Annotated in this window: 24 protein-coding genes; 9 read left to right on the top strand and 15 right to left on the bottom strand. The window is 65.7% G+C overall.

The genetic code is table 11. The features are described from left to right. Window positions 1-18 precede the first annotated feature (18 nt). Window positions 19-690: a beta/gamma crystallin-related protein gene (locus tag DUGA2_RS14380; RefSeq protein WP_070269860.1), complete on the bottom strand. Its 672-nt coding sequence runs from the start codon at window positions 688-690 to the stop codon at window positions 19-21. 178 nt (window positions 691-868) lie between these two features. Between DUGA2_RS14380 and DUGA2_RS14375 the strand changes: the two genes are divergently transcribed. Further along, complete coding sequence (locus DUGA2_RS14375; RefSeq protein ID WP_070269859.1) at window positions 869-2263, top strand: MATE family efflux transporter; 1395 nt, start codon at window positions 869-871, stop codon at window positions 2261-2263. A 131-nt stretch (window positions 2264-2394) separates the two neighbouring features. Continuing rightward, window positions 2395-4608 (top strand): S9 family peptidase, encoded by a 2214-nt coding sequence (locus tag DUGA2_RS14370; protein ID WP_070269858.1) that lies wholly within the window; start codon window positions 2395-2397, stop codon window positions 4606-4608. Window positions 4609-4658: 50 nt separating this feature from the next. Here DUGA2_RS14370 and DUGA2_RS14365 read toward each other — a convergent pair whose 3' ends face one another. Both DUGA2_RS14365 and DUGA2_RS14360 read right to left on the bottom strand, forming a co-directional pair. Beyond that, window positions 4659-4850, bottom strand: coding sequence for a CsbD family protein (locus DUGA2_RS14365; RefSeq protein WP_070269857.1), 192 nt, complete (start codon window positions 4848-4850; stop codon window positions 4659-4661). A gap of 118 nt (window positions 4851-4968) precedes the next feature. After that, on the bottom strand, window positions 4969-5592 hold the full coding sequence (locus DUGA2_RS14360; protein ID WP_070269856.1) for a bifunctional 2-polyprenyl-6-hydroxyphenol methylase/3-demethylubiquinol 3-O-methyltransferase UbiG: 624 nt from the start codon (window positions 5590-5592) through the stop codon (window positions 4969-4971). Window positions 5593-5757: 165 nt separating this feature from the next. On the opposite strand from DUGA2_RS14360, the gene DUGA2_RS34805 reads away from it, so the two are divergent. Both DUGA2_RS34805 and DUGA2_RS34495 read left to right on the top strand, forming a co-directional pair. Then, window positions 5758-5880: a hypothetical protein gene (locus DUGA2_RS34805; RefSeq protein ID WP_286162312.1), complete on the top strand. Its 123-nt coding sequence runs from the start codon at window positions 5758-5760 to the stop codon at window positions 5878-5880. 31 nt (window positions 5881-5911) lie between these two features. Beyond that, window positions 5912-6103, top strand: coding sequence for a hypothetical protein (locus tag DUGA2_RS34495; protein WP_229214689.1), 192 nt, complete (start codon window positions 5912-5914; stop codon window positions 6101-6103). An 18-nt stretch (window positions 6104-6121) separates the two neighbouring features. Here the strand turns inward: DUGA2_RS34495 and DUGA2_RS14350 are convergent, their stop codons facing one another. Continuing rightward, window positions 6122-8158, bottom strand: a complete 2037-nt coding sequence (locus DUGA2_RS14350) for a M13 family metallopeptidase (RefSeq protein ID WP_070269855.1) — start codon at window positions 8156-8158, stop codon at window positions 6122-6124. A gap of 232 nt (window positions 8159-8390) precedes the next feature. Here DUGA2_RS14350 and DUGA2_RS14345 point away from each other — a divergent pair, with 232 nt between their 5' ends. Together DUGA2_RS14345 and DUGA2_RS14340 are read left to right on the top strand one after the other, a co-directional pair. After that, entirely contained in the window at window positions 8391-9218 is an 828-nt protein-coding gene (locus tag DUGA2_RS14345) for an HDOD domain-containing protein (protein ID WP_070269854.1), read from the top strand. Between the two features lie 151 nt (window positions 9219-9369). Continuing rightward, window positions 9370-9648, top strand: coding sequence for a flagellar protein FliT (locus DUGA2_RS14340; RefSeq protein ID WP_008446096.1), 279 nt, complete (start codon window positions 9370-9372; stop codon window positions 9646-9648). A 105-nt stretch (window positions 9649-9753) separates the two neighbouring features. Here DUGA2_RS14340 and DUGA2_RS14335 read toward each other — a convergent pair whose 3' ends face one another. Further along, window positions 9754-10980 (bottom strand): aminotransferase class I/II-fold pyridoxal phosphate-dependent enzyme, encoded by a 1227-nt coding sequence (locus tag DUGA2_RS14335; RefSeq protein ID WP_070269853.1) that lies wholly within the window; start codon window positions 10978-10980, stop codon window positions 9754-9756. Between the two features lie 90 nt (window positions 10981-11070). Continuing rightward, window positions 11071-12591, bottom strand: a complete 1521-nt coding sequence (locus DUGA2_RS14330; RefSeq protein WP_070269852.1) for a FimV family protein — start codon at window positions 12589-12591, stop codon at window positions 11071-11073. A 154-nt stretch (window positions 12592-12745) separates the two neighbouring features. Between DUGA2_RS14330 and fumC the strand changes: the two genes are divergently transcribed. Beyond that, a complete protein-coding gene (gene fumC, locus DUGA2_RS14325; RefSeq protein WP_070270244.1) occupies window positions 12746-14137 on the top strand; it encodes a class II fumarate hydratase in 1392 nt (463 codons plus the stop codon). Here the strand turns inward: fumC and DUGA2_RS14320 are convergent. Then, window positions 14134-15054 (bottom strand): hypothetical protein, encoded by a 921-nt coding sequence (locus DUGA2_RS14320; RefSeq protein WP_070269851.1) that lies wholly within the window; start codon window positions 15052-15054, stop codon window positions 14134-14136. The two genes, fumC and DUGA2_RS14320, sit on opposite strands and share 4 nt — an antisense overlap. Before the next feature lie 191 nt (window positions 15055-15245). Here DUGA2_RS14320 and DUGA2_RS14315 point away from each other — a divergent pair, with 191 nt between their 5' ends. Together DUGA2_RS14315 and DUGA2_RS14310 are read left to right on the top strand one after the other, a co-directional pair. After that, window positions 15246-15464: an RNA-binding S4 domain-containing protein gene (locus tag DUGA2_RS14315; protein ID WP_008446085.1), complete on the top strand. Its 219-nt coding sequence runs from the start codon at window positions 15246-15248 to the stop codon at window positions 15462-15464. A 149-nt stretch (window positions 15465-15613) separates the two neighbouring features. Further along, entirely contained in the window at window positions 15614-15904 is a 291-nt protein-coding gene (locus tag DUGA2_RS14310) for a DUF883 family protein (protein ID WP_070269850.1), read from the top strand. On the opposite strand, the gene DUGA2_RS14305 is transcribed toward DUGA2_RS14310, so the two are convergent. The 8 genes from DUGA2_RS14305 to DUGA2_RS34490 form a co-directional block, all read right to left on the bottom strand. Continuing rightward, a complete protein-coding gene (locus DUGA2_RS14305) occupies window positions 15901-16362 on the bottom strand; it encodes a DoxX family protein (RefSeq protein ID WP_307170337.1) in 462 nt (153 codons plus the stop codon). The genes DUGA2_RS14310 and DUGA2_RS14305 overlap by 4 nt on opposite strands. A 27-nt stretch (window positions 16363-16389) precedes the next feature. Continuing rightward, entirely contained in the window at window positions 16390-18087 is a 1698-nt protein-coding gene (locus DUGA2_RS14300) for a DUF692 family multinuclear iron-containing protein (protein WP_070269849.1), read from the bottom strand. Between the two features lie 23 nt (window positions 18088-18110). Next, entirely contained in the window at window positions 18111-18383 is a 273-nt protein-coding gene (locus tag DUGA2_RS14295) for a DUF2282 domain-containing protein (RefSeq protein ID WP_070269848.1), read from the bottom strand. Window positions 18384-18665: 282 nt separating this feature from the next. Then, on the bottom strand, window positions 18666-18866 hold the full coding sequence (locus DUGA2_RS14290; RefSeq protein ID WP_008446074.1) for a YjfB family protein: 201 nt from the start codon (window positions 18864-18866) through the stop codon (window positions 18666-18668). Window positions 18867-18919: 53 nt separating this feature from the next. Further along, window positions 18920-19465: a molybdopterin-guanine dinucleotide biosynthesis protein B gene (mobB, locus tag DUGA2_RS14285; RefSeq protein ID WP_070269847.1), complete on the bottom strand. Its 546-nt coding sequence runs from the start codon at window positions 19463-19465 to the stop codon at window positions 18920-18922. Between the two features lie 66 nt (window positions 19466-19531). Further along, entirely contained in the window at window positions 19532-19726 is a 195-nt protein-coding gene (locus DUGA2_RS14280) for a hypothetical protein (protein WP_070269846.1), read from the bottom strand. A 69-nt stretch (window positions 19727-19795) separates the two neighbouring features. Further along, window positions 19796-20533: a general secretion pathway protein GspB gene (locus DUGA2_RS14275; RefSeq protein ID WP_070269845.1), complete on the bottom strand. Its 738-nt coding sequence runs from the start codon at window positions 20531-20533 to the stop codon at window positions 19796-19798. Window position 20534: 1 nt separating this feature from the next. Then, a complete protein-coding gene (locus DUGA2_RS34490) occupies window positions 20535-20774 on the bottom strand; it encodes a peptidoglycan-binding protein (RefSeq protein WP_070269844.1) in 240 nt (79 codons plus the stop codon). Window positions 20775-21179 lie beyond the last annotated feature (405 nt).

Genomic DNA, 21179 nt, shown 5'->3' with positions numbered 1-21179 from the left:
CATGATAGCGCACCCCGCTCAACGGACGCGGCGCAGCGAAGAGATGCGGTTGTTCATGTCGTCGAGGAACTCGTAGCGGCCCGGCTCCAGCACGATGCAGCGGCCGCCGAAGTCGGCGTGCTCGCACAGTTCCCAGCGGCCTTCGTTGACGATGACGGAACCGGCCACGTCGTTGAAGTCGTAGCGGTCCAGCGTGCGCACTTCGTTGTTGTGCAGCTCCAGCCGGGCGCCGTTGAAGCGCGACTTGGAGAACAGGATGATGGCTTCGCGGCGGTGGCCGTAGCCGCGGTCGTCGTCGCGGTCCCAGCGGCCGCCGCGGTCGTCACGGCCGCCACGGTCGTCGCGGCCGCCGCCGCCGACTTCGCGCACCGACGAGATGACGTCGTTGAAGCCGGACAGCGACCGGTATTCGCCGCGCTCGACCGTCATGCAGCGGCCCCGGTATTCGGAATGTTCGCACAGCTGCCAGGTGCCGGAGCGCACGACGACGCTGGAGGCGCGGTCGTTGAAGCCGAGCGGATCGAGGTCGGGCGCGCTGCCGCGCAGCGTCAGCGGCTGGCCTTCGAAGTTCGAGTCGGTAAACAGCGTCAGCTCGCCGGCATGGGCCGACAGGGCCAGCAGCGGGGCGGCCAGCAGAGGAGCAGCCAGCAAAACAGCGGCGCGGGTCAGACGGTGCAGGAATGGTTTCATGATAGGGATCGCCAAGGTAAAAAAGTTAATCGGCCGGTGACATGCACCGACAACGCGCATGCTAACGTTACGGCCGACACGCCGGTATGGCTAATTTGCAATAAATTGTAATGATAGTCTCTGCAGGCAAAATAGTGCCGGGGTAAAATGGCCGCCCGCCCTGTTCCGATCGCCGCGCATGCCCCACTCGTTCACGCTGCCCAACCTCCGTCGCGAAGCCGCCGCCCTGTGGCGCCTGGCCTGGCCCATGCTGATCGGCCAGCTGGCCACGGTGGGCATGGGCGTGGCCGACGTGGCGATGACCGGCCACGCCAGCGCCGACGAACTGGCCGCCGTGTCGCTGGGGGCGTCGATCTGGTCCATCATCCTGGTCACGGTCAGCGGCACCATGATGGCGATTAACAGCGTGGTGGCGCACGACGTCGGCGCCGGCGAGCTGGCGCGCATCCCGCACGCGGTGCGGCAATCGCTGTGGAAGGCGCTGGGCGTGGGTGTGCTGGCGATGCTGCTGGCCAACATGGCGACGCTGCTGTTCGAGCACCTCTACCTGACACCGCACGTGCAGCGCCAGGCCACGCTGTTCGTGCACGCGATCAGCATCGGCCTGCCGCCGTTCGCCGCCTACCGCGCGCTGTACGGCTACAGCACCAGCATCAACCAGACCAAGCCGGTGATGCTGATCGCCATCCTGGGCCTGCTGTTCAATGTGTTCGTCAACTGGCTGCTGGTGTTCGGCCACTGGGGCCTGCCGCGCTTGGGCGGGGTCGGCTGCGCGGTCGCGACCGGCCTGTGCATGTGGCTGATGCTGGCCGCCATGCTGGTGTGGATGCGCTGCGCGCCGGCCTACCGCGCCACCTACCCGTTCACCCACTGGGAATGGCCGCACTGGCCGGAGATCCGCTCGATGCTCAAGCTGGGGCTGCCGATCGGCGTGACCTATTTCGCCGAGGTCAGCGCCTTCGGCGCGGTCAGCCTGCTGGTGGCGCGCTACGGCGTGGTGCAGGTGTCGGCGCACCAGATCGCGCTGAACTTTTCCTCGCTGGTGTTCATGGTGCCGCTGAGCTTTGGCATCGGCCTGATCACCCGCGTCGGCCAGGCGGTCGGCGAAGGCAATCCGGTGCGGGCGCGCTTCGTGGCCTGGGTGGGCGTGTGGATGTCGCTGGCGTTTGCCGTGCTGTCGGCGCTGTTCATCGTGCTGTGCCGGCGGCAGATCGCCGCCGCCTACACGTCGGACGCGGCGGTTCAGGCGCTGTGCGAGCAATTGCTGCTGTTCGCCGCCCTGTTCCAGCTGTCGGACGCGACCCAGGTCGCCACCTCGTGCGCGATCCGCGGCTACAAGGTCACGCGCCAGCCGATGCAGATCCAGCTGCTGGCGTTCTGGGGCTTCGCGCTGCCGCTGGGCTGCTGGCTGGGGCTGGCGCCGCAATGGCTGCCGTGGTCGCCGGCGCAGCCGATGGCGGCGGCCGGCTTCTGGATCGGCCTGGTGATCGGGCTGACGGTGGCGGCGGTGCTGTTGAGCTGGTCGCTGCAGCGGCTGTCGCTGGCCCGCGTGGCCCATGCGCGGACCGGCTGAGCGATACAGCCCGTTACAGCTACCGAAGGAAAAACGGTTTTCCTGCGCGGATTCAGAACATTGCCGTCTCGCCACAAGCGGGCCGGTCTGGTATCGTCTTGGGTTCTGATAACCAAGAGACACTCACTCCCATGCGCTTCATCCTCTGCTTCCTCGCCCTGCTGGCCGGCTCCCAAGCCTCGGCCGAAAAACTGACCCTGGACCGCCTGCATGCCGACCCGTCGCTGAGCGGCCCCGGCGTGCGCAGCCTGAAGGTATCGCCGGACGGCGCCCGCGTCACCTTCCTGCGCGGCCGCGACGACAACCAGTTCCAGCTCGACCTGTGGGAATACAACCTGAAGGACAAGACCACGCACCGCCTGGTCGACTCCAAGATCCTGGTGCCGGAGGAGAACCTGTCGGACGCCGAGAAGGCCCGCCGCGAGCGCGAGCGCACCGCCAGCCTGAAGGGCATCCTCAGCTACAGCTGGTCGCCGGACGGCAAGCAGCTGCTGGTGCCGATAGCCGGCAATCTGTACCTGATCGACGCCAGCAAGCCGGACGCCGCGCGCATGGTGGCCTCGGGCAATGTGCTCGATCCCAAGATTTCGCCGAAAGGCCGCTACGTCTCCTTCGTGCGCGACCAGAACCTGTACGTGATCGACCTCTCCACCGGCAAGGAAAAGCAGCTGACCACCGATGGCGCCGGCACCATCCATAACGGCGAGGCCGAGTTCGTGGCGCAGGAAGAAATGGGCCAGACCAGCGGCTACTACTGGGCGCCGGACGATTCCGCCATCGCCTACAAGCGCTACGACGAGGCGCCGGTGCCGGTGGTGCGCCGCTTCGAAATCTTCGCCGACCGCACCGACGTGGTCGAGCAGCGCTACCCTGCCGCCGGCGATCCGAACGTGCTGGTGCAGCTGAAGATCGTGTCGCCGACCAGCGGCGAGATCCGCAACGTCGAGCTGGGCGCCAACCAGGACATCTACCTGGTGCGCGCCGACTGGAGCGCCAGCGCCAAGGCCCTGCTGTTCCAGCGCCAGAGCCGCGACCAGAAGCAACTGGAACTGGTGTCGGTCGACGCCGCCACGCTGGCGCAGAAAGTGCTGATCACCGAAACCTCGCCGACCTGGGTCAGCATCTTCGACGACCTGCGCTTCCTGGGCAACGACAAGGGCTTCGTCTGGGCCTCCGAGCGCAGCGGCCGCAAGCACCTGTACCTGTACGACATGAACGGCAAGCTGCAGCACGCCATCACCAGCGGCGAATGGGGCATCGACCGCCTGCTGGCGCTGGACGAAAAAGGCGGCCGCGTGTTCGTGCAATCGAACCGCGACGCCGTCGTCGACAGCCAGACCTATATGCTCAAGCTGGACGGCAGCAGCGCCAACAAGCCGGTGCGCATCACCCAGGGCGACGGCTGGCACGACGCCTCGTTCGCCCGCAACGGCGAAGTGTTCGTCGACACCTACTCCGATCCGGACACGCCGCCGCAGGTCAGCATCCGCCGTCCGGACGGCGCGATGATCAGCTGGCTGGAGCGCAACGAGCTGAACGCTTCCCATCCTTACGGCAAATACCTGGACGCCCACCTGCACACCGAGTACGGCACGCTCAAGGCCAAGGACGGCCAGACCCTGTACTACTCGATGATCAAGCCGAGCGGCTTCGACGCTGCCAAGAAATACCCGGTCTACCTGTCGACCTATGGCGGCCCGCACTCGCAGCACGTGGCGCGCAAATGGGGCAACTTCTTCGACCAGTACATGGCGCAGCAGGGCTTCGTGGTCTGGCGTCTGGATAACCGCGGTTCCTCGCGCCGCGAGCGCGTGTTCACCGACGCCAACTACCACAACCTGGGCAAGGTCGAGGTGGAAGACCAGATCACCGGCATCGAATGGCTGGGCAAGCAGAGCTTCGTCGACGCCAAGCGCGTGGGCGTGTTCGGCTGGAGCTACGGCGGTTTCATGACCTTGCGCCTGCTGGCGGAAGCGTCGGACAAGATCGCCATGGGCGTGTCGGTGGCGCCGGTGACCGACTGGTCGCTGTACGACACCCACTACACCGAGCAGTTCATGGGCACGCCGAAGGAAAACGCGGCGGGCTATGCATCGGCGGGCGTGTACTCGCACCTGGACGGCTTGAAATCGCCGCTGCTGCTGGTGCATGGCATGGCCGATGACAACGTGCTCTTCACCAACACCACGCGCATGATCGACGCGCTGGTCAAGCGCAATGTGCACTTCGAGCTGATGACCTATCCGGGCGCCAAGCATGGCATCTCGGGACGCGGCCCGCAGCGCCACGTGTACGGCAACATCGAGGCCTTCTTCAAGAAGAACCTGATGCCGGAAACGAAATAAACAGTATAAAAAAAGGACCCTCGGGTCCTTTTTTTATGAGGGTGCGACGCTTAGTTGCGGTTGCCCTTGACGACATCCTTGACGGCTTCTTTCGCATCGCCCAGGCCTTTTTGCAGCTTGCCTTCAGCTTGCTTGTTCAGGCCCTTGGCTTGCTGCTCCGAGCTGCCGACCAGCTTGCCGGCTTCTTCCTGGATTTTGCCGCCGATGTCTTTCGCAGTACCTTTAACTTGATCTTTGTTCATGGTGAACTCCTAGTGGGTGATGAAGCTACAGGACACGCAGCGCTGTGCTGTGTGCATGGCATCCACTATAGGCAGAGGGCGGCTGAGTTTCTGTGCGCTTACGCACCCTGAACCGCAATCAAGTTTTGCGCCAGACGCTGGCCAGCCAAGGCTGCTGTGCGCGCGGCAAGCCCGCCGGGCGGTAGTAATGTTGGACTGCGATAAAACCCGCTGCCAGCAGGTAACGCTCCCAGGTTTCATAATCGTAGTAGCTGCCGTAGCGCGGGCCGTTCCAGCCTTCGCGGTTGTCGCCGCGCGGGTTGGAGCTGAACAGCACGCCGCCGGTTTTCAGCGCGGCATGCAAGTCGCGCAGCACTTGCGGCAACGCGGCGCTCGGCACGTGGAACAGCGAGGCATTGGCATAGACGCCGTCGAAAAAACCGGCGGGCAGGTCGAGTTTGACGAAGTCCTGTTGCCACGCCTCGCAGCCGCTGTAGGCGCGCGCCATCTCGACGAAACGCGCCGAGCCGTCGACGCCGATCGCTTCGTGACCCATGTCCTTGAAGGTCTTGAGGTCGCGGCCGGGGCCGCAGCCGAGGTCCAGCAGGCGGTATGGCGCCGGGCCTTGTATGGCCGCCAGCAAGGCGGCGATGTTCTGGCTCACATCGTGGTCGATAGTGCCGGCGAAGAATTGCTCGGCGGTGCGCTCGTAATGCTGCAGCGTGGTCTGCGTGATCTGCTCGATGGGGTCGTCGGGGTTCATGCCGCCAGTATATACGGCGGGTGCGAAATTCGGCCTGTGCGGCATTCGTGCTCGTTTGGATGTCTCGTTCTGTCTCGTTTTGACTCGTTTGAACTTTGTGCGGCGCACAAGGTCTAACGAGACAGAACGAGACAAAACACGACACAACGAGCGAGGAGAACGAGCATGAATGCCGCACAGACCTGTGAGCTTCCACCCGCCGCATACTCCGAGCTGGCGGATTTTCTACGCAAGAGCGGCAGCACGCTGTCGCCGGTGGAGGCGGCCATCATCGCCGTCCGCGAGTAACTGGGCCAACGCCGCCCGCCTGCGCGACCGTTTGCAAAAGCGCGCCGCCAAACAGCCCTTGTCCGCCGCCGACGCCATGACCGTCGCCGCGAAATCGATGAGCGACGCCCTGACCACCGCCCTTGCGCTGGTAGAGCACGCCAACCATCAATCGCAAAACACATTGGAGCGCCGCCTGCCCCGCTATCGCCGCGAGTACGATCAACTGACCGACGATCACTGACGGGCAGCGCCGTTCAATTTACCAGACCCGCACGCGGTCCTTCGGCGCAAGATACAAAGTCTGCCCTGGCTGCACATTGAAAGCCTGATACCAGGCATCCATGTTGCGGACGGTGGCGGTGCGCCACTTGTCCGGCGCGTGGCCGTCGGTCAGGATCGCGCGGCGCAGCGCCGCTTCGCGTGCCTTCTCGCGCCAGCTCATCGCGTAGCCGATGAAGAACTGCTGGTCCGCTTCCGCCGTCGCACTCGGCTTGGCCAGCGTGGCCCGGTAGGCATCATGCGACGCCGCCAGGCCAGCCAGGTCGGCCAGGTTCTCGCTCAAGGTCTGCTGGCCGTTGATCGCCAGATCCGGGAACGGCTTGTACGCCGAGTACTGCGCCGCCAGCGCCGCCGAAGCGCGCTTGAAATGCTTGCCGTCGGCCGCCGTCCACCAGTCGCGCAGCAGTCCCCTGGAATCGAACTGGGCGCCCTGGTCGTCGAAGCTGTGGCTGATCTCGTGGCCGATGGTCGCGCCGATGCTGCCATAGTTCACCGCATCGCTGGCCTGCGGATCGAAGTACGGCGCCTGCAGGATCGCCGCCGGGAAGTTGATCGCGTTCTGCATCGGCATGTTGACCGCGTTGACCAGCTGCGCCGGCATGCACCACTCGCCACGGTCCACCGGCTGCTTCAGCTTGGCCAACTGCTGCTGCGTGTGTACGCGTTCGGCGCGCAGCAGGTTGCCCAGCGCATCGTCAGGCGTCACTGCCAGCTGTTCGTAGCTGGCCCACTTGTCCGGATAGCCTATGCCCACGTACAAGGTCTTGAGCTTGGCGTGCGCTTCCAGTTTGGTGGCCGGCGCCATCCACGCCAGCTGGTCGATGCGGGCATGGAAGGCATCGACGATCTTGGCCACCATCTGCTGCAAGCGCTGCTTGGACTCGGGCGGGAAATATTTGGCCACATACACCTTGCCCAGCGCATCGGGCATGGCCATGTTGACGGCGTTCAGGCTACGCTTCCAGCGCAGCGATTGCTCCGGCGTGCCGTTCAGCGTGCGGCCATAGAAATCGAAGTGCTGCTCGGCCAGCGCCTTGGGCAGCGCGCTGCTCACATGGTTCACGCTGTGGAAGGCGAGGAAATCCTTCCACGTTTCCAGTGGCGCCGACTGCACCAGCCTGGCCGCGCCCACCACCGCGCCCGGATGCCAGACGATGAATTTTTTCTGCTCGCCCAAACCGGCGCTGGCGAAGAAGGCCTTCCAGTCCAGCCCCGGCGCCTTGCGCGCGAAATCGGCGGCGCTCCAGTTGTTGTTCGCCTTCAGCACGTCGGACGACACCTCGCGGCTGGCGTGCGCCATGGCGATGCGGCGCTCCAGTTCGAACACGCGGGCGGCCCGCGCATCGGCGTCGGCGATGCCGGCCAGCTTGAAGGTGGCGGCGATGTGGGCCTGGTACTGGCCGCGCAGCTTTTTCATCGCCGGCGTGTTGTCCAGATAGTAGGCGCGATCCGGCATGCCCAGCCCGCCCTGCAGCAGATAGGGCGTGTAGTGCTCCGCGTCTTTCAGGCCTTGCGCGATCCACAGGCCGAACAGGTTCTCGGTGAAGAAGTTGGTGGCGTTGAGCGGATCGACGTCGGCCCGCAGCGTGCCGCCCAGCGCCCTGGCCAGCTCGCCCTTGTCGCGGATGGCGGCGATCTGTTGCAGCAGCGGTTGCAACGGCGCCAGTCCCTTGGCCTCGATGCCCGCTTCGTCCATGAAGCTGGCGTAGAAGTCGGCGATTTTTTTCGCCTCGGCGTCGGTCGGCTGCGCCGCCATCGCTTCGATCAATTTCAGGAGACGCTGGTTGGTGTCCTCGATCAGCGCGTTGCCCACGCCCCAGCCGCTGCGGTCGGCCGGAATCTCGACGCTGTTGAGCCAGTCGCCGTTGACGTAATCGAAGAAATCGTCGCCCGGCAGCACGGCGGTTTTAGTGGCGGCGGCCGGCGGTGCGGTGTTGGCCGGCTCGGCGCGCAGCGGCGCGGCCAGCATCAGGGTGGCGCAGACGGCCAGGCGTAGAGCGGTTGCGGATGGGTGCATAAAAGTCCCTTGATAATGGATCTGGTTGGATGACGGGCGTGGTACGCCAGCCTGCACTCTATCGCCTCCGCATGCGCGCCGCCGCCGGTTTGCGACGAACTGCGGATTCCGCGGAACAGATGGTTGCAGCACGGCAGAAAAGAGACGCTCCCCCAGCAAAATTGCTTCATTCATTCTGGGAATCGCTATATAGTTAGCCTATAGCAACGCGCTAATTACCCAGGAGATAAATATGAAACTTGATGCCCTGTTCCAGAATCCAACTGCGTTGCCCACTGCGCCTAAAGTCGTGGAAGAGCTGATCAGCAGTTTCGACAAGGCCAGCGTCTCCACCGAAGAGATCGCGAAGAAACTGTCGACGGACCCGGTGCTGAGCGCCAAGCTGCTGCGACTGGCCAACTCGGCCTACTACCACGTCTCGCGCAGCATCGGCACCGTGGAAGATGCGGTACTGATGCTCGGCTTCGTCACCGTGCGCACGCTGGTCATCAGCTCCGGCCTGGTCAGCGGCTTCAAGACCGTGCCCGGTCTCGACCTCAAGCAATTCTGGCGCTACAGCCTGCACACCGCGGTGTGCGCCAAATGGATCGCCAAGAAAACCAAGGAAAACACCGACCTCGCCTTCACCATCGGCATGATGCACGCCATCGGCCAGCTGGTGATCCACTCGGCGATGGCCGAACAGGCGATGGCGCTGGACAAGGTGGCCGGCCCGATGGACTCGCGCCGCCTGGACGCCGAACAGGCTTCGTTCGGCTACACCTTTGCCGATGTCGGCGCCGAACTGGCCAAGCGCTGGAAGTTCCCGCAAACCTTTTCGGAAACCATCCTGGCCTTCCCGGAACCGCACCACAACGGCGAGCTGAATCGCCTGGCCGCCGTGGTCTCGCTGGCAGCCTGGCGCGCCCGCGTCGAGCAGGCGCAGCTGAGCGACGACGAGATCGCCGCCTGCTACCCGGCCGACCTGGCCGAGGAGCTGGGCCTGGACGACAACGCCCTGATCGACGACATGCCGCCGCCGGACGAGCTGAGCGCGGGCCTGGAGGAGCTGGTCAAATAAGCCAGCTTGCTTTAAAGACCATGGAAAGCCGCCGATTTCGCATCGCGCGGCTTTTTTTTCAAATATTTTTTCAAAACACCCTAAAGTTCCCGTTTAAGGCGACGTTAATCAGGACATGCGGTAATCCGTTTTAACTAGCCAGGGTGAGAACATGACCTCCACCGAAGTCCTCTCGATGTACGAAAATATTGCCGGTTTGACCAATCAGATGGCCGCCGCCGCACGTCTGGGAGACTGGGATGGCCTGAGCCGCCTGGAAGCGCAATGCGCCACCGAAGCCCGCGCAGCCGGCAGCGGCACCCCGGCACTGAGCGGCGCCCCGCGCTTGCGCAAGATCGACCTGCTGAAGCAAATCCTGGCCAACGACCGCGAAATCCGCGACGTCACCGAGCCATGGCTGAACAGCGTTCCCGGCATGTCGCGCCAATAAACCCCCCCCTCTGCCCAAAGCGCCTCCCCGGCGCTTTTTTTTCGCCCCAAACAAAAAAGGGTCGGACCCCGCATGGGGTCCGACCCTGTTCGCCGCCGTGCGGGGTCAGGCGCCCAGCGCCACCCGCAGCGACAGCGCGATCCCCTGCGCCGCCTTGGTGATCTCTTCCAGCGAAGGGAAGCTAGGCGCGATGCGGATATGGCTGTCCTTAGGATCGTTACCATAAGGGAAAGCCGCGCCAGCCGGCGTCAGCGTGATGCCGGCTTCCTTGGCCAGCGCCACGGTGCGCTTGGCCGAGCCCTGCGGCGTGACCAGATCGATGAAGTAGCCGCCCTGCGGACGGGTCCACGACACGCCCGGCACGTCGCCCAGGTAGTGCTCGAACTGCGCCAGCACCGCCTCGAACTTCGGCTTCAACAGCTGGCGGTGCTGTTCCATCAAGGCTTCCACCGTCGCCACATCCTTCAGCAGGCGCACATGGCGCAGCTGGTTGATCTTGTCCGGGCCGATGCTGCGGATGCCCGCGTGCCTGGTCCACCAGGCGATATTGGCCGGCGACGCCGCCAGCGCCGCGATGCCCGAACCGGCCCACGTCACCTTGGACGACGACGCGAACACGATCGCGCGGTCCGGGTTGCCGGCCTGGGCGCAGGCGTCCAGGATGTTCGCCACTTCCAGCTTCTGCTCGCCCAGATGGTGGAAGCGATAGGCGTCATCCCACATCAGGCGGAAGTCCGGCGCGGCGGTCTTCATCGCCGCCAGACGGGCCACCACGGCGTCGGAGTACACCACGCCGCCCGGATTGCTGTACTTCGGCACGCACCACATGCCCTTGATGCTGGCATCCTCGGCCACCAGTTTTTCCACCAGGTCCATGTCCGGGCCGGCTTCGGTCATCGGGATGTTGATCATCTTGATGCCGCGCGCCTCGCAGATGGCGAAATGGCGGTCGTAGCCCGGCACCGGGCACAGGAAAGTGACCGGCTCGCGCACCCACGGCGCATGGCCGGGCGTGCCGTTGAGCAGGCTGTAGATGATCACGTCATGCATCAGCGACAGGCTGGCGCTGCTGTCGACCACCACCTGGGCGGCCGGCACGTCCAGCAGCTTGCCGAACAGTTCGCGCGCTTCCGGCAGGCCGATGGTGCCGCCGTAGTTGCGGCCGTCGGTCCCGTCGACGGCCTGGTAGCCGTCCAGCGACGCCATCAGGGCGTTCGACAGATCCAGCTGCTCGGGGGCTGGCTTGCCACGGGACATGTCCAGCTTCAGGCCGAGTTGTTTGAAAGCTTGGTATTGCTCGTGATGCTGAGACGGGAGATCTGCTGCGGTCATAAGGCTCTTTCAGGGATGGTGGGAATATGGGCGTCGAATACTATACCCCAGAACGTCCCGCTTGGATAAGAGCCGGCAGTTATATGCTTATTACCGTTCCATCATTGATTCGGGCGTGACTTCGTGCAATGGCGGCGCCTCCACCGGCGGCGTCTCCTCGGCGGCCGGCTTTTTCTTGCGGAATCCTTGCCAGATCTTCAACGGCCCGCTGCCGCGCTTCTTGCGCAGATAGAGGAAGCCGCCCGCGCCGAGCAGCAGCGCCAGCAACCCGGCGCCGGCCCCGATCAGCGGCAGATTGCTGGACGGCTGCTCCGGCGGCTTTTCCTTTTTGTACTTCAGCTTGGGCAATACGCGCACCTTCTTGACCGGCGCCGACGCCTCCGCCGACGCCGCGCCGGAAGCCGGCTCGCCCGCCGCCGCGCTCGCAGCGCTCGCCGCAGACGCCGCCCCGGCCGAGGCCGACGCACCATGCGCCGCCTCCGCAGCAGCGGACGCCGAGGTCGAATGTGCCGCCGCAGCCGCCGGCGCTGCCGACGCCGCATGCGCAGCCGAGGCCGCATGCGCCGCCGTAGCCGCCGCCTCATGCCCGCCAGCCGGACCGCTGGCCGCCGGGCCATGCACGCCCGACGCCGCCGGCTGCGCAACCGCAGCCGTCGCCGGTGCGACAGCCGTCCCGCTGGCAGCCGCCCCGCCCTTCGCCGCCAGCGCGCCCTGCAGCACTTTTACCTTGCCCTCCAGTTCGACCAGCTTGCTGGACAACTCCACACTATGCGTGTCCAGCACCGCGCATTCTTTCGCGCTCATGCCGGATGGCGTACAAGCCGCCGGAGCCGCCGGCCGTTTCACGCCCTTAGGCAGCGGCAACGGAGGCAGGGGCAACAAAGCCTGCGCCACGCCCAGCGGCACGCCGCCATCGGCCTGCGCCGCCTCGCCGCCGGCCGCCGGCCTGGGCGGCACCGCACGCACCGCCGACCGCCGCGATGGCGCAGACGCAGACGCAGGCGCAGCCCGCAAGCCGCCCGGCTCGCCCACCTCCGACTCATGCGCAGCCGGCATCGGCGCCGGCCGCGTCCGGTCGCGCACAGGAGCCGGCGCCGGCGCCGTATCGACCGGAGCAGACGCCGCCACCTCAGCCGCCTTGGCCGCCCGAGCCTGCGCCGCCGTCTGCGCCACCGTCAACACCGGCAGCGCCGACGGCAACGGCGCCGGATTCGGATCCGGCTGCAGCCACACCGTGGCCGCGCGCACATCATGGCGCCCGGCCGCACTCAACTCCAGGAACAAATGGACATACTCGGCATCGATATTGCGGGTCGTCGTCAGATGCAGGAACTGGCGCCCGTCGCGCCGCACCACCGACATATGAACGCCGGCCAGCGCCGGATTCATCGTAATGCTGGCGCCGCGATACACATCCGGCTGCGCCAGCCGCACCTGCAGCGCCGACACCTCGTCCGGCGCCAGCTGCACCAGCTCGATATCGGCCGACAAGGGCTGGCCGATGAACGAGCGCACCGCCACCTCCCCCAGTTCCGCCGCCGACGCGGCAGCCGCCAGCGACAGTGCGCCGGCGCAAGCAAAGATCAAGGTCAGGAAAGGTGTGCGCTGCATGTTGTGGTCGCTTGGCCGCGAATTCTAAAAGTGTATCAGCTATAACGGCTGAATTTCCCGGTTTTGTAGCCCCAGGTTAATTTTTCCAGACTGCGCTACACTAGAAACCACTTAGCAAACTCACATGATTGCCTATCCGCCCAAAGGAAAAACCATGAACACCAGAAGTGAACGTGACAGTTTTGGCCCGATCGACGTTCCCGACCACCAGTTGTGGGGCGCGCAAACCCAGCGCTCGCTGGAACACTTCCACATCTCCACCGAACGCATGCCGCTGGAGCTGATTCACGCGCTGGCCAGCGTCAAGCGCGCCGCCGCCCGCGTCAACCTGGACCTCGGCCTGCTCGACGGCGCCAAGGCCATCGCCATCACCCAGGCCGCCGACGAAGTGCTGGCCGACCAGCACCCGAGCGAATTCCCGCTGGCCGTGTGGCAGACCGGCTCCGGCACCCAGTCGAATATGAACATGAACGAAGTGCTGGCCAACCGCGGCTCCGAGCTGATGGGCGGCGTGCGCGGCGAAGCGCGCAAGCTGCACCCCAACGACGACGTCAACAAAGGCCAGTCCTCGAACGATATCTTCCCCACGGCCATCCACGTCGCCGCCGCGCAGGCGCTGGCCGGCAACGTGCTGCCGGCGCTGCGCCAGCTGCGCGACAGCCTGCACGCCAAGGCCGAAACCTTTGCCGACATCGTCAAGATCGGCCGCACCCACCTGCAGGACGCCACACCGCTGACGCTGGGCCAGGAATTCTCCGGCTACGTCGCCCACCTCGACTTCGCCGAACGCGCCATCAGCACCGCCCTGCCCGGCGTGCTGCAACTGGCGGCCGGCGGCACCGCCGTCGGCACCGGCCTCAACGCGCACCCCGAATACGCCCACCGCATCGCGGCCGAGCTGGAGCACACGCTGGCCCTGCCCTTCCGCAGCGCCGACAACAAATTCGCCGCGCTGGCCGGCCACGACGCCCTGCTGCTGGCCCACGGCGCGCTCAAAACCCTGGCCGCCGCGCTGATGAAAATCGCCAACGACGTGCGCTGGATGGCCTCCGGCCCGCGCTCCGGCCTGGGCGAAATCACGATACCGGAAAACGAGCCGGGCAGCTCCATCATGCCGGGCAAGGTCAACCCGACCCAGTGCGAAGCCGTCACCATGCTGTGCTGCCAGGTGTTCGGCAACGACGTCGCCATCACCGTGGGCGGCGCCTCCGGCAACTTCGAGTTGAACGTCTACAAGCCGCTGATCGCCCACAACTTCCTGCAAAGCGCGCGCCTGCTGGCCGACGGCATGCGCAGCTTCGAAGAGCATTGCGTGCACGGCATCGAGCCCAACCGGGGCCGCATCGCCGAGCTGATGGAACGTTCGCTGATGCTGGTGACGGCGCTGGCGCCGCACATCGGCTACGACAAGGCCGCCACCATCGCCAAGCAGGCGCAGCACGAAGGGACGACGCTGAAGCAGGCGGCGCTGGCGCTGGGCTACGTCAGCGCCGAGCAGTTCGAGCAGTGGATCGTGCCGCTGGACATGACCCGTCCGGGCGCCTAGAAGCCGTAGGAGTAGCGGACGCCGGTCAGCCAGTCCGGCCGCGCGTTGGCGTCGTGGCCGGGGTTGACGCGCCACATCACAGCGCCCGTCAGCTTGCCCATGCGGCCATCGCGGCCGAACATGGTGGTATAGCCGATTTCCAGGTCGCGTTCGGTGGCGGTCGGCCGCAGGTTCAGCGTCGGCGCACCGAAGGCCGGTGCGCCGGGGTCGCCGTTCTGCGGCGACACCCCGCTGTATTGCAGCGTGCCGGTGCGCACCCTGGCCGGCACCGACAAGGTGATCGCCAGGCGGTCGTGGCTGTTGAACACCTGGCGCGTCGACAAGCCCACGCTGTAGGCCACGGTGCGCACCGACGACACCTGCGCGATCAGGCTGTCCGGATTGCCGATGCCTTCGGTCCGGCCATAGGACGCCATCAGCATCAGCGCGCTGCGCGAGCTGAGCGCGTAGCCCAGCGACAGCGAGGTGAAGGTGGTGGTCGGACGGGTGTTCATGGCCAGCGCCGGCGACTGCTGCGAGCCGAGCGCCGAACCGGTCTCGCGCAGCACGCCGATGGTCAGGATGCCGACCGCGCGCCCCATTTTCTTTTCAAAATCCGCGCTGGTGAGGAACCGCTTGCTGTGCTCGTTGAGCATCGGCCCCAGCGGATCGAGCAAGGTCAGGTTGTCCGGCAAGGCGCCGAAGTGCAGGCGCGGCCCGCCGTGGTAGCCGACGCCGTAACGCGGCGCGCTCTCGCCCTGCACCTGCTCGCTGAGCGCGGACTGCCGGTCCGCCGCCTCGAACAGCAGCGACGAATTGGCCCGCTTTTCAAAAGCGGTCGGCAATCGTTGCGGGGAAAAAGGATCGGATGCAGCGGCGCTTACCAAACCGGAAAGCGGGCAAATCAGGACGGCCAGGGGCCAGATGAGCTTGTTCATGATGCAACTCGCTGAGGGCAAATCATGCTGCACAAATATTCAGCAGTTAACTCAGGATAGCAACTTTTTTTCTCAACAGCAATCTCAACCGTGCGGTATCCGTCGAGTAAACTGCGGCCCTGTCGGAATGCCGCTACACTACTGAAAGTAAGCGGCGGAGCCGATTTCACATCATAGCAACAGAGGATAAAATGCAGAGAGTAAGTTTTGAATTGAGCGGAGAGTTTGTTGAGCTGAATCAGCTGTTAAAGCTGGTGGGCCTGTGCGACAGCGGCGGCGCCGGCAAGATGATGGTTGCCAGCGGCACCGTCAAAGTGGACGGCAAACAAGAGTTGCGCAAGACCGCCAAGATCCGCGCCGGCCAGCAAGTGACCGTGGGCGACATCCGCATCAGCGTTGACGGCGTGTGATTGGTTCTTGCATTTGAGCAATAATGGCCTAAGCTGAGGTCATGCGGGGTTGCGCGTTTGATCGGGCGCAAACCGGCGGACCTGACCATCGCTATATTGGGATAGCCCGCCAGCCGGCTTTTTCAACTTTTTACGACCAGGGGAACGTCATGGACGATCCTGCCAACAACATGCAAACGCAGGAACGCCTGCTCGACGACCTCCGGCAAGTGATCGAGAACGCCGAAGAACTGCTGAAGAACACCGGCCAGTACCACGGCGTGCTGTACCAGGCGGCCCGCGCCAAGCTGGCGCAGGCGCTGCTGACCGCCACCGAGGAACTGGCGCGTTTCGAAAACGTCCAGCTCGACCGCATGATCGAGCTGACCGCCGCCGCCAACCGCCTGCACCAGGACCTGACCGGCGAGGCCAAGCTGCTGCGCGCCTTCCGGCCGACTTAACGGCGCCGCGCCAGCCACGCATCGAGCGACACCTTGCCCGGGCCGAAGGCCACCAGCACCAGCAGCATCGCGCCCCAGTAGAAATGGTCGTTGATCGCGGCCGGGCATTCAAAGCTCAGCAGCTGCGGATACGAAATCACCGCCATCGCGTTCACCAGGAACAAGGCCAGCGCCGCCGGCCGCGACGCCAGTCCCACGAACAGCAGCACCGGCAGCACCAGCTCGCCCGCCGCGCCCGCGTAGGCCGCCAGCTCGGGCGGCAGCAGCGGCACCATGTACTCGTCGCGGAACAGCGACAGCGTCGCGCTCCAGTCGCCGACCTTGACCATGCCGGCCTTTAAGAATTGCCAGCCCACATAGCAGCGCAGCACCAGGCTCATCAGGGAGCCGCCCCACGCGGTCAGTGCCGCATCGTAGCGGGATAATTGCTGGTGCAGTCCGAGGATAGTTTTCATCATTGCGCTTTCAAAATTAGTTAGTCGCCGTTAGACCTCTATCCTGACAATCAATGCGAAATCTATCCATTGCTGCAAATGGGCGGCGAAGTCGTAGTCTTCGTCGAGCTCGAAGGCCGCGTCCAGCGCCGCGCCGAGCTCGCCGTCCGCCGCCAGCACCGACAGCGCCGCATGGCTGGCCGCGCTCAGCGCCAGGACCCGGGTTTTCCAGTGCGGGCGCGTGACCAGTCCATAGCTGGCCAGCGCCAGCTCGGACGGGAACGCCACCTCGCCCTCGGCCTGGTGCGCCTGCCACAGCGGGATCACCGCCCATGCCGAAGCCAGCAGCGTGCATGCCGGATGCAGCTGCAGGCGCGCCGTCTCGACCTGCTGCGGCGACAGCGCCGCCATCTGCTGCGCCGTCACGCCCTCGGCCGACGGCGCGTAGTGGGCGCGGTGCAAGGTCCACTCCAGCGTCGCCATGTCGGGCAGATACGGGTAGTCGGCCACATGCGGGAAGGCGCGCAGGAAATCGGCGAAGTGCGCGCCGAAGCGATTCAGGTCGCCGCTGTCCGACGGCTGCGCGCGGCCGTAGGCTTGCGCCAGGCCGCCGAAGAATTCCTCGCCCACCAGCATCTGGATCACCGGGTAGGCCGCGCCCAGCGTCTTGCCCCAGGTCGCGCTCAGGTTGCCGCGATACAGGGCGTAGCGGTGCTCGCTGTGTTCGCCTTTGAATTGCGCCAGCGCCGCCGGCGCCAGCTCAGCATCGAACAAGCCGGCGGCGAACGCCTGCTGGTCGGCGGCCAGCGTCAGCGTGGCTGCCGGCTCGTCCGCCGTAGCGAGCGCAGCGGCCGCAGCGGCCGTGGCCGATGCCATGGCCGGCGCCGCGGCCGACGCCGGCCATGGCGCGGCCGCCGCCGCATGGCGGCGCAGCAGCGCCTCGGCCTTGTCCGCCTCGCCCAGCAGCACGCCGAGCTCGGGAATATCGGTATCCCATTCAATCAAGGTCGGCACCGCGCCGAAGCGCTGCAAGGCCGCCTCGTACAGGCGCCAGACCGGCTCGGCCACCGTATCGCCATGGTGGTCGATCACCGCTTGCGGCGTCACCAGGTGGCCGGCCAGATGCATCTCGCCCACCATGCCGGGCCGGATCGCGGCCAGCGCGGCCAGCGCGTCCTCGCCGTGGTTGCATTGATTGACGTACAGATTGTTGATGTCCAACAGCAGCCCGCAACCGCTGCGCGCCGCCAGTTCCACCATGAACTCGGCCTCGCTCATCGCGTCGCTATGGAAGCGCACATAGGTCGACACATTCTCCAGCAGCAGCTGGCGCTTCAGCGTGTCCTGCACGCGGCCGACGCGCGCGCACAGCAAATCGAGCGCGGCGCGGTCCAGCGTCAGCGGCAATAAATCGTTGAGCTGCCGGTCGCCGACGGCGCCCCAGCACAGGTGTTCGGACACCAGCATCGGTTCGGCGCGCTCGACCAGACTGCGCACGCGTTCAAGATGCTGTTCGGAGAACCCGCGCGCCGAGCCCAGTCCCAGGCCGACGCCATGCAGGCTGATCGGATAATCGCGCCGCAATTGCTGCAGCACGTGCCAGTCCCAGCCGGCTTGATCGAGATAATTTTCGGTATGAACTTCGAGCCAGGCGGCGCGCGGCCGCTGCTCGACAAACTGCCGGTAGTGCGGCGCCCTCAGCCCCACGCCGACGCCCGGCAACTGCTGCGCTGGACGTGGCAAGGACATGAGTGCGCGACCGGCTGTGCCGATTACTTGGCTGGCGCTGCGGTTTTGCCGCCGGCTTTTTCGCAAGTACCCTTGGCGACATATTTCCACTCGGCGGCGCCGTTGTCGGTCTTCGACTGGCCGGCGCAGGAGTGGGAACCGTTGGCCGAGGCGCAATCGTTCTGGCCTGCCTTGGCGATGCCGAAGCATTTCTCTTTTTCAGCCGATGCCGACGCGGTCGCGGCGGAAGCGCTGCCGACGGCAGCGGCGCATACGGTGGCCAGGGCGGCGGCGATCAGGGCTTGGCGTTTGTTCATGGTAAGTCTCCTCAGTGGAAAGTTAAGTTTGATGTGCAACGCAATCGTCTGCAACTGTACGGTAGTCGGCCAACGAGGGTCCATCCTTACAGGTTTTTTTGAAAATTTTTGCGGGCCCCGTAAGCAGACGCAGCGTACCAGCATTAACGCTTGTACGCATCATTCTGTTGACTGGATTCAAATCGGAAGAAGTCGTCGGGCGCGGCAACGCGCCGACACGCTGCGCACCGGTCGGCGCGCAGGCGGGAAGAGGCGGCGCCGAACGGGCCGCGGCGATGCCGGTCAGGCAGTCGTGTTGATGGTGTTGCCGAGATGCGAAGGCAGATTCGGCGCCGACGGCACCGGTGGAATCGCCTCGATCAGGGCAGCAGCGCTCGACGCCTGGATATCCTGGGCTTTTTTCAACACAGCAATGCCGACCGCCTGCTTGGTGCCGGTGTCAGCGATCGTGGTTGCTACTTGAGCAATACCTGAAACGTCCATGTGATTCTCCAGTAAGGCGTATCACTATTGTTACGGACGTTCGGCGCGTAACTTTAGGCGTTCGATGAAACTTTTTTCAAATAGTCGCCCAGCCAGGCCAGCACCGCCTGCGGCCGGTTCAAGTCCAGCCAGGCCACCGACGGCGGCAAGTCCGGCGGCAACGGCTGGTCGGAGGCGACTGCGATCACCAGCGGATCGTGCGGATACAGCGGCGGTTTGCCGGATGCGGGCCGGTAGACCTCCAGCTTGGCGATCGGATAGGCCTTGAAGCCCTCCAGCAGCGTCAGGTCGGCGGGCGCCAGGCGGTCCAGTTGCTCATCCAGCGACGGCTCGGGGGCGCCGCGCAGTTCGCGGATGATCGCCATGCGGAACGGCGACGCCACCATCACCTCGGCGGCGCCGGCCATGCGCAGGCGGGCGCTGTCCTTGCGCGGCGGCTCCAGTTCCAGGTCGTGGTGGCTGTGCTTGATGACATTGACCTTCAAGCCCCGCCCTGCCAGCCCGGCGATGAGAAACTCCAGCAGCGTCGTCTTGCCGCTGCCCGACGTCCCGGTGATCGCCAGGACAGTGCGCTTGCGCGCGGGAATTTCTCTCTGCATTGCCCTACCTCTCCACGACATCTTGTTGCCACCATTATACGCAGCAACATCGTGGGAGGCCGGGGCTTACTCCTCGTTCAGGGCCTTGAAAGGTTCAACGCGAGAACTCCGCGCGCCCAGCAACAGCAAACCGAGGCTGATGGCGGCGGCGGCGTAGGTGCCGGTCTCCTGCTGGGCCGACGGCGCCTGCTCGGCGGCATGGGCGCGTGGGACGGCGAAGGCGGCGGCTATCAACAGAGGCAACAATTTCAGGTATTTCATCGTATTTCCCGTGCATGAATGTCAATGATAGAAAAATATCATGCACACATGACGGGGCTGTGACAGCTTTCAATACGGAACGCGGTAGCGGTAGCCTTTGAAACTGAACACCGCCTCGCGCGGCTGCAGTTTTTCCAGCATCAGGCCGGGCGCGACTTCCTCGCCTTCGTGGCGCAGGATCTTGTCGATCAACAGCAGGCGGTCGGCAGGGTTCTTGGAATAAATGTAGCCGCCGACGGTGACGTGCGGGATCGAACGCTGTATCGGCTCCGGCAGGTCGCGCAGGTTCTGGACCGGCTCTTCCGGCGCGGCGGCTGGTTTGGCTGGCTTGTCGGCCGCCGCCAGCGGCGCCGGCGTGGCGGGCGCGGGCGCGCTCACAGGTGCCGCCACGGCGGCCTCGGCCACTGGTTGCGGGCGTGGCGCGGGCGTGACGGTGGCCACCGGCGGCGGCAACGCGGCCGCCAACGGCGCGCCGCCAGCCTGCGCCGGGACGACAGGCGCGACAGGCGCCGGCACGGCGGCCGGCGTGGCTGCGGCAACCGGCGTCGCCGCCGGTCCGCCCGCAGCGACGGCAGCCACCTGCTGGGCGTCTGCCGGTTGCCGTTGCTGCGCCGGACGCAACACCAGCACCAGCAGCACCACGATCGCCACGCCCATCGCCAGTGCCGCCAGCACCAGCGGCTTGGTCAACGCGCCGCCCGCCGTCTTTCGATCCGTCCCATGCAGCACGGGCGCGTGCAGCGTCGGCGCGCTGCCCAGTTGACGTTCCGCCTGCGCCTTCTTCAGCGCTTCCAAAATGTAAGACATATTATTCCCCTGCTCCCGCGCTGCCGCCGGCGTTCGCGCGGGCCAGCAGACGCGGCTCCTGCACGCCGCCCAGCTGGTACAGCCGGATGAAAGTTTTCGGACCGGCCACGCCGTCCGCCTTGAGATGCTGCTCGGTCTGGAAATCGGTCAGGCGCGCGCGCAGGCCGGCGCTCAGCGGCTGATCGTCCTGCGGTTTCTTCAGGCCATAGATTTGCGCCAGCCGCCGCGCCAGCCAGTCCACGTCCGGCCCGTGATCGCCGCCCGAGACCTCATCCCGCCAGCTGCGCGGCGCGCGCCAGAAGGTCGTGAATTCGCCGCCGAAGCGCGCCGCCAGCGCGTCCAGGGCTATGCTCTGCGGCTTGCCGCCGGGCCGGCGACGACTGGTTGGTCGCTGCGCTCGTCCATCGCCGTCAGCAGCACGTAGTTGGCGGCGGTGGGATCGTCGTGCAGCGTCAGCATCGCCGGGCGGTCCAGCAGGCGCAAATCGGCGATGCCGCCCTTGACCTGCAAGCAGCGCAGATTCAAACGCGCCGCCGTCGGACAGGGCTCGCCATCCGGCAGCGCCAAGCCCCAGATCGCCGCCAGCTGCCGCAAGGCCGCCGCGCTGCCGCCGACCNCTGCCGTGGCAGGCGCAGGCGCCGCCGCC

The sequence above is a fragment of the Duganella sp. HH101 genome (genome assembly GCF_001758795.1).
Classification (GTDB): domain Bacteria; phylum Pseudomonadota; class Gammaproteobacteria; order Burkholderiales; family Burkholderiaceae_D; genus Rugamonas; species Rugamonas rivuli.
Note: the sequence above shows the minus strand (reverse complement) of the source record. Positions and strands in the feature narration are given on the sequence as shown.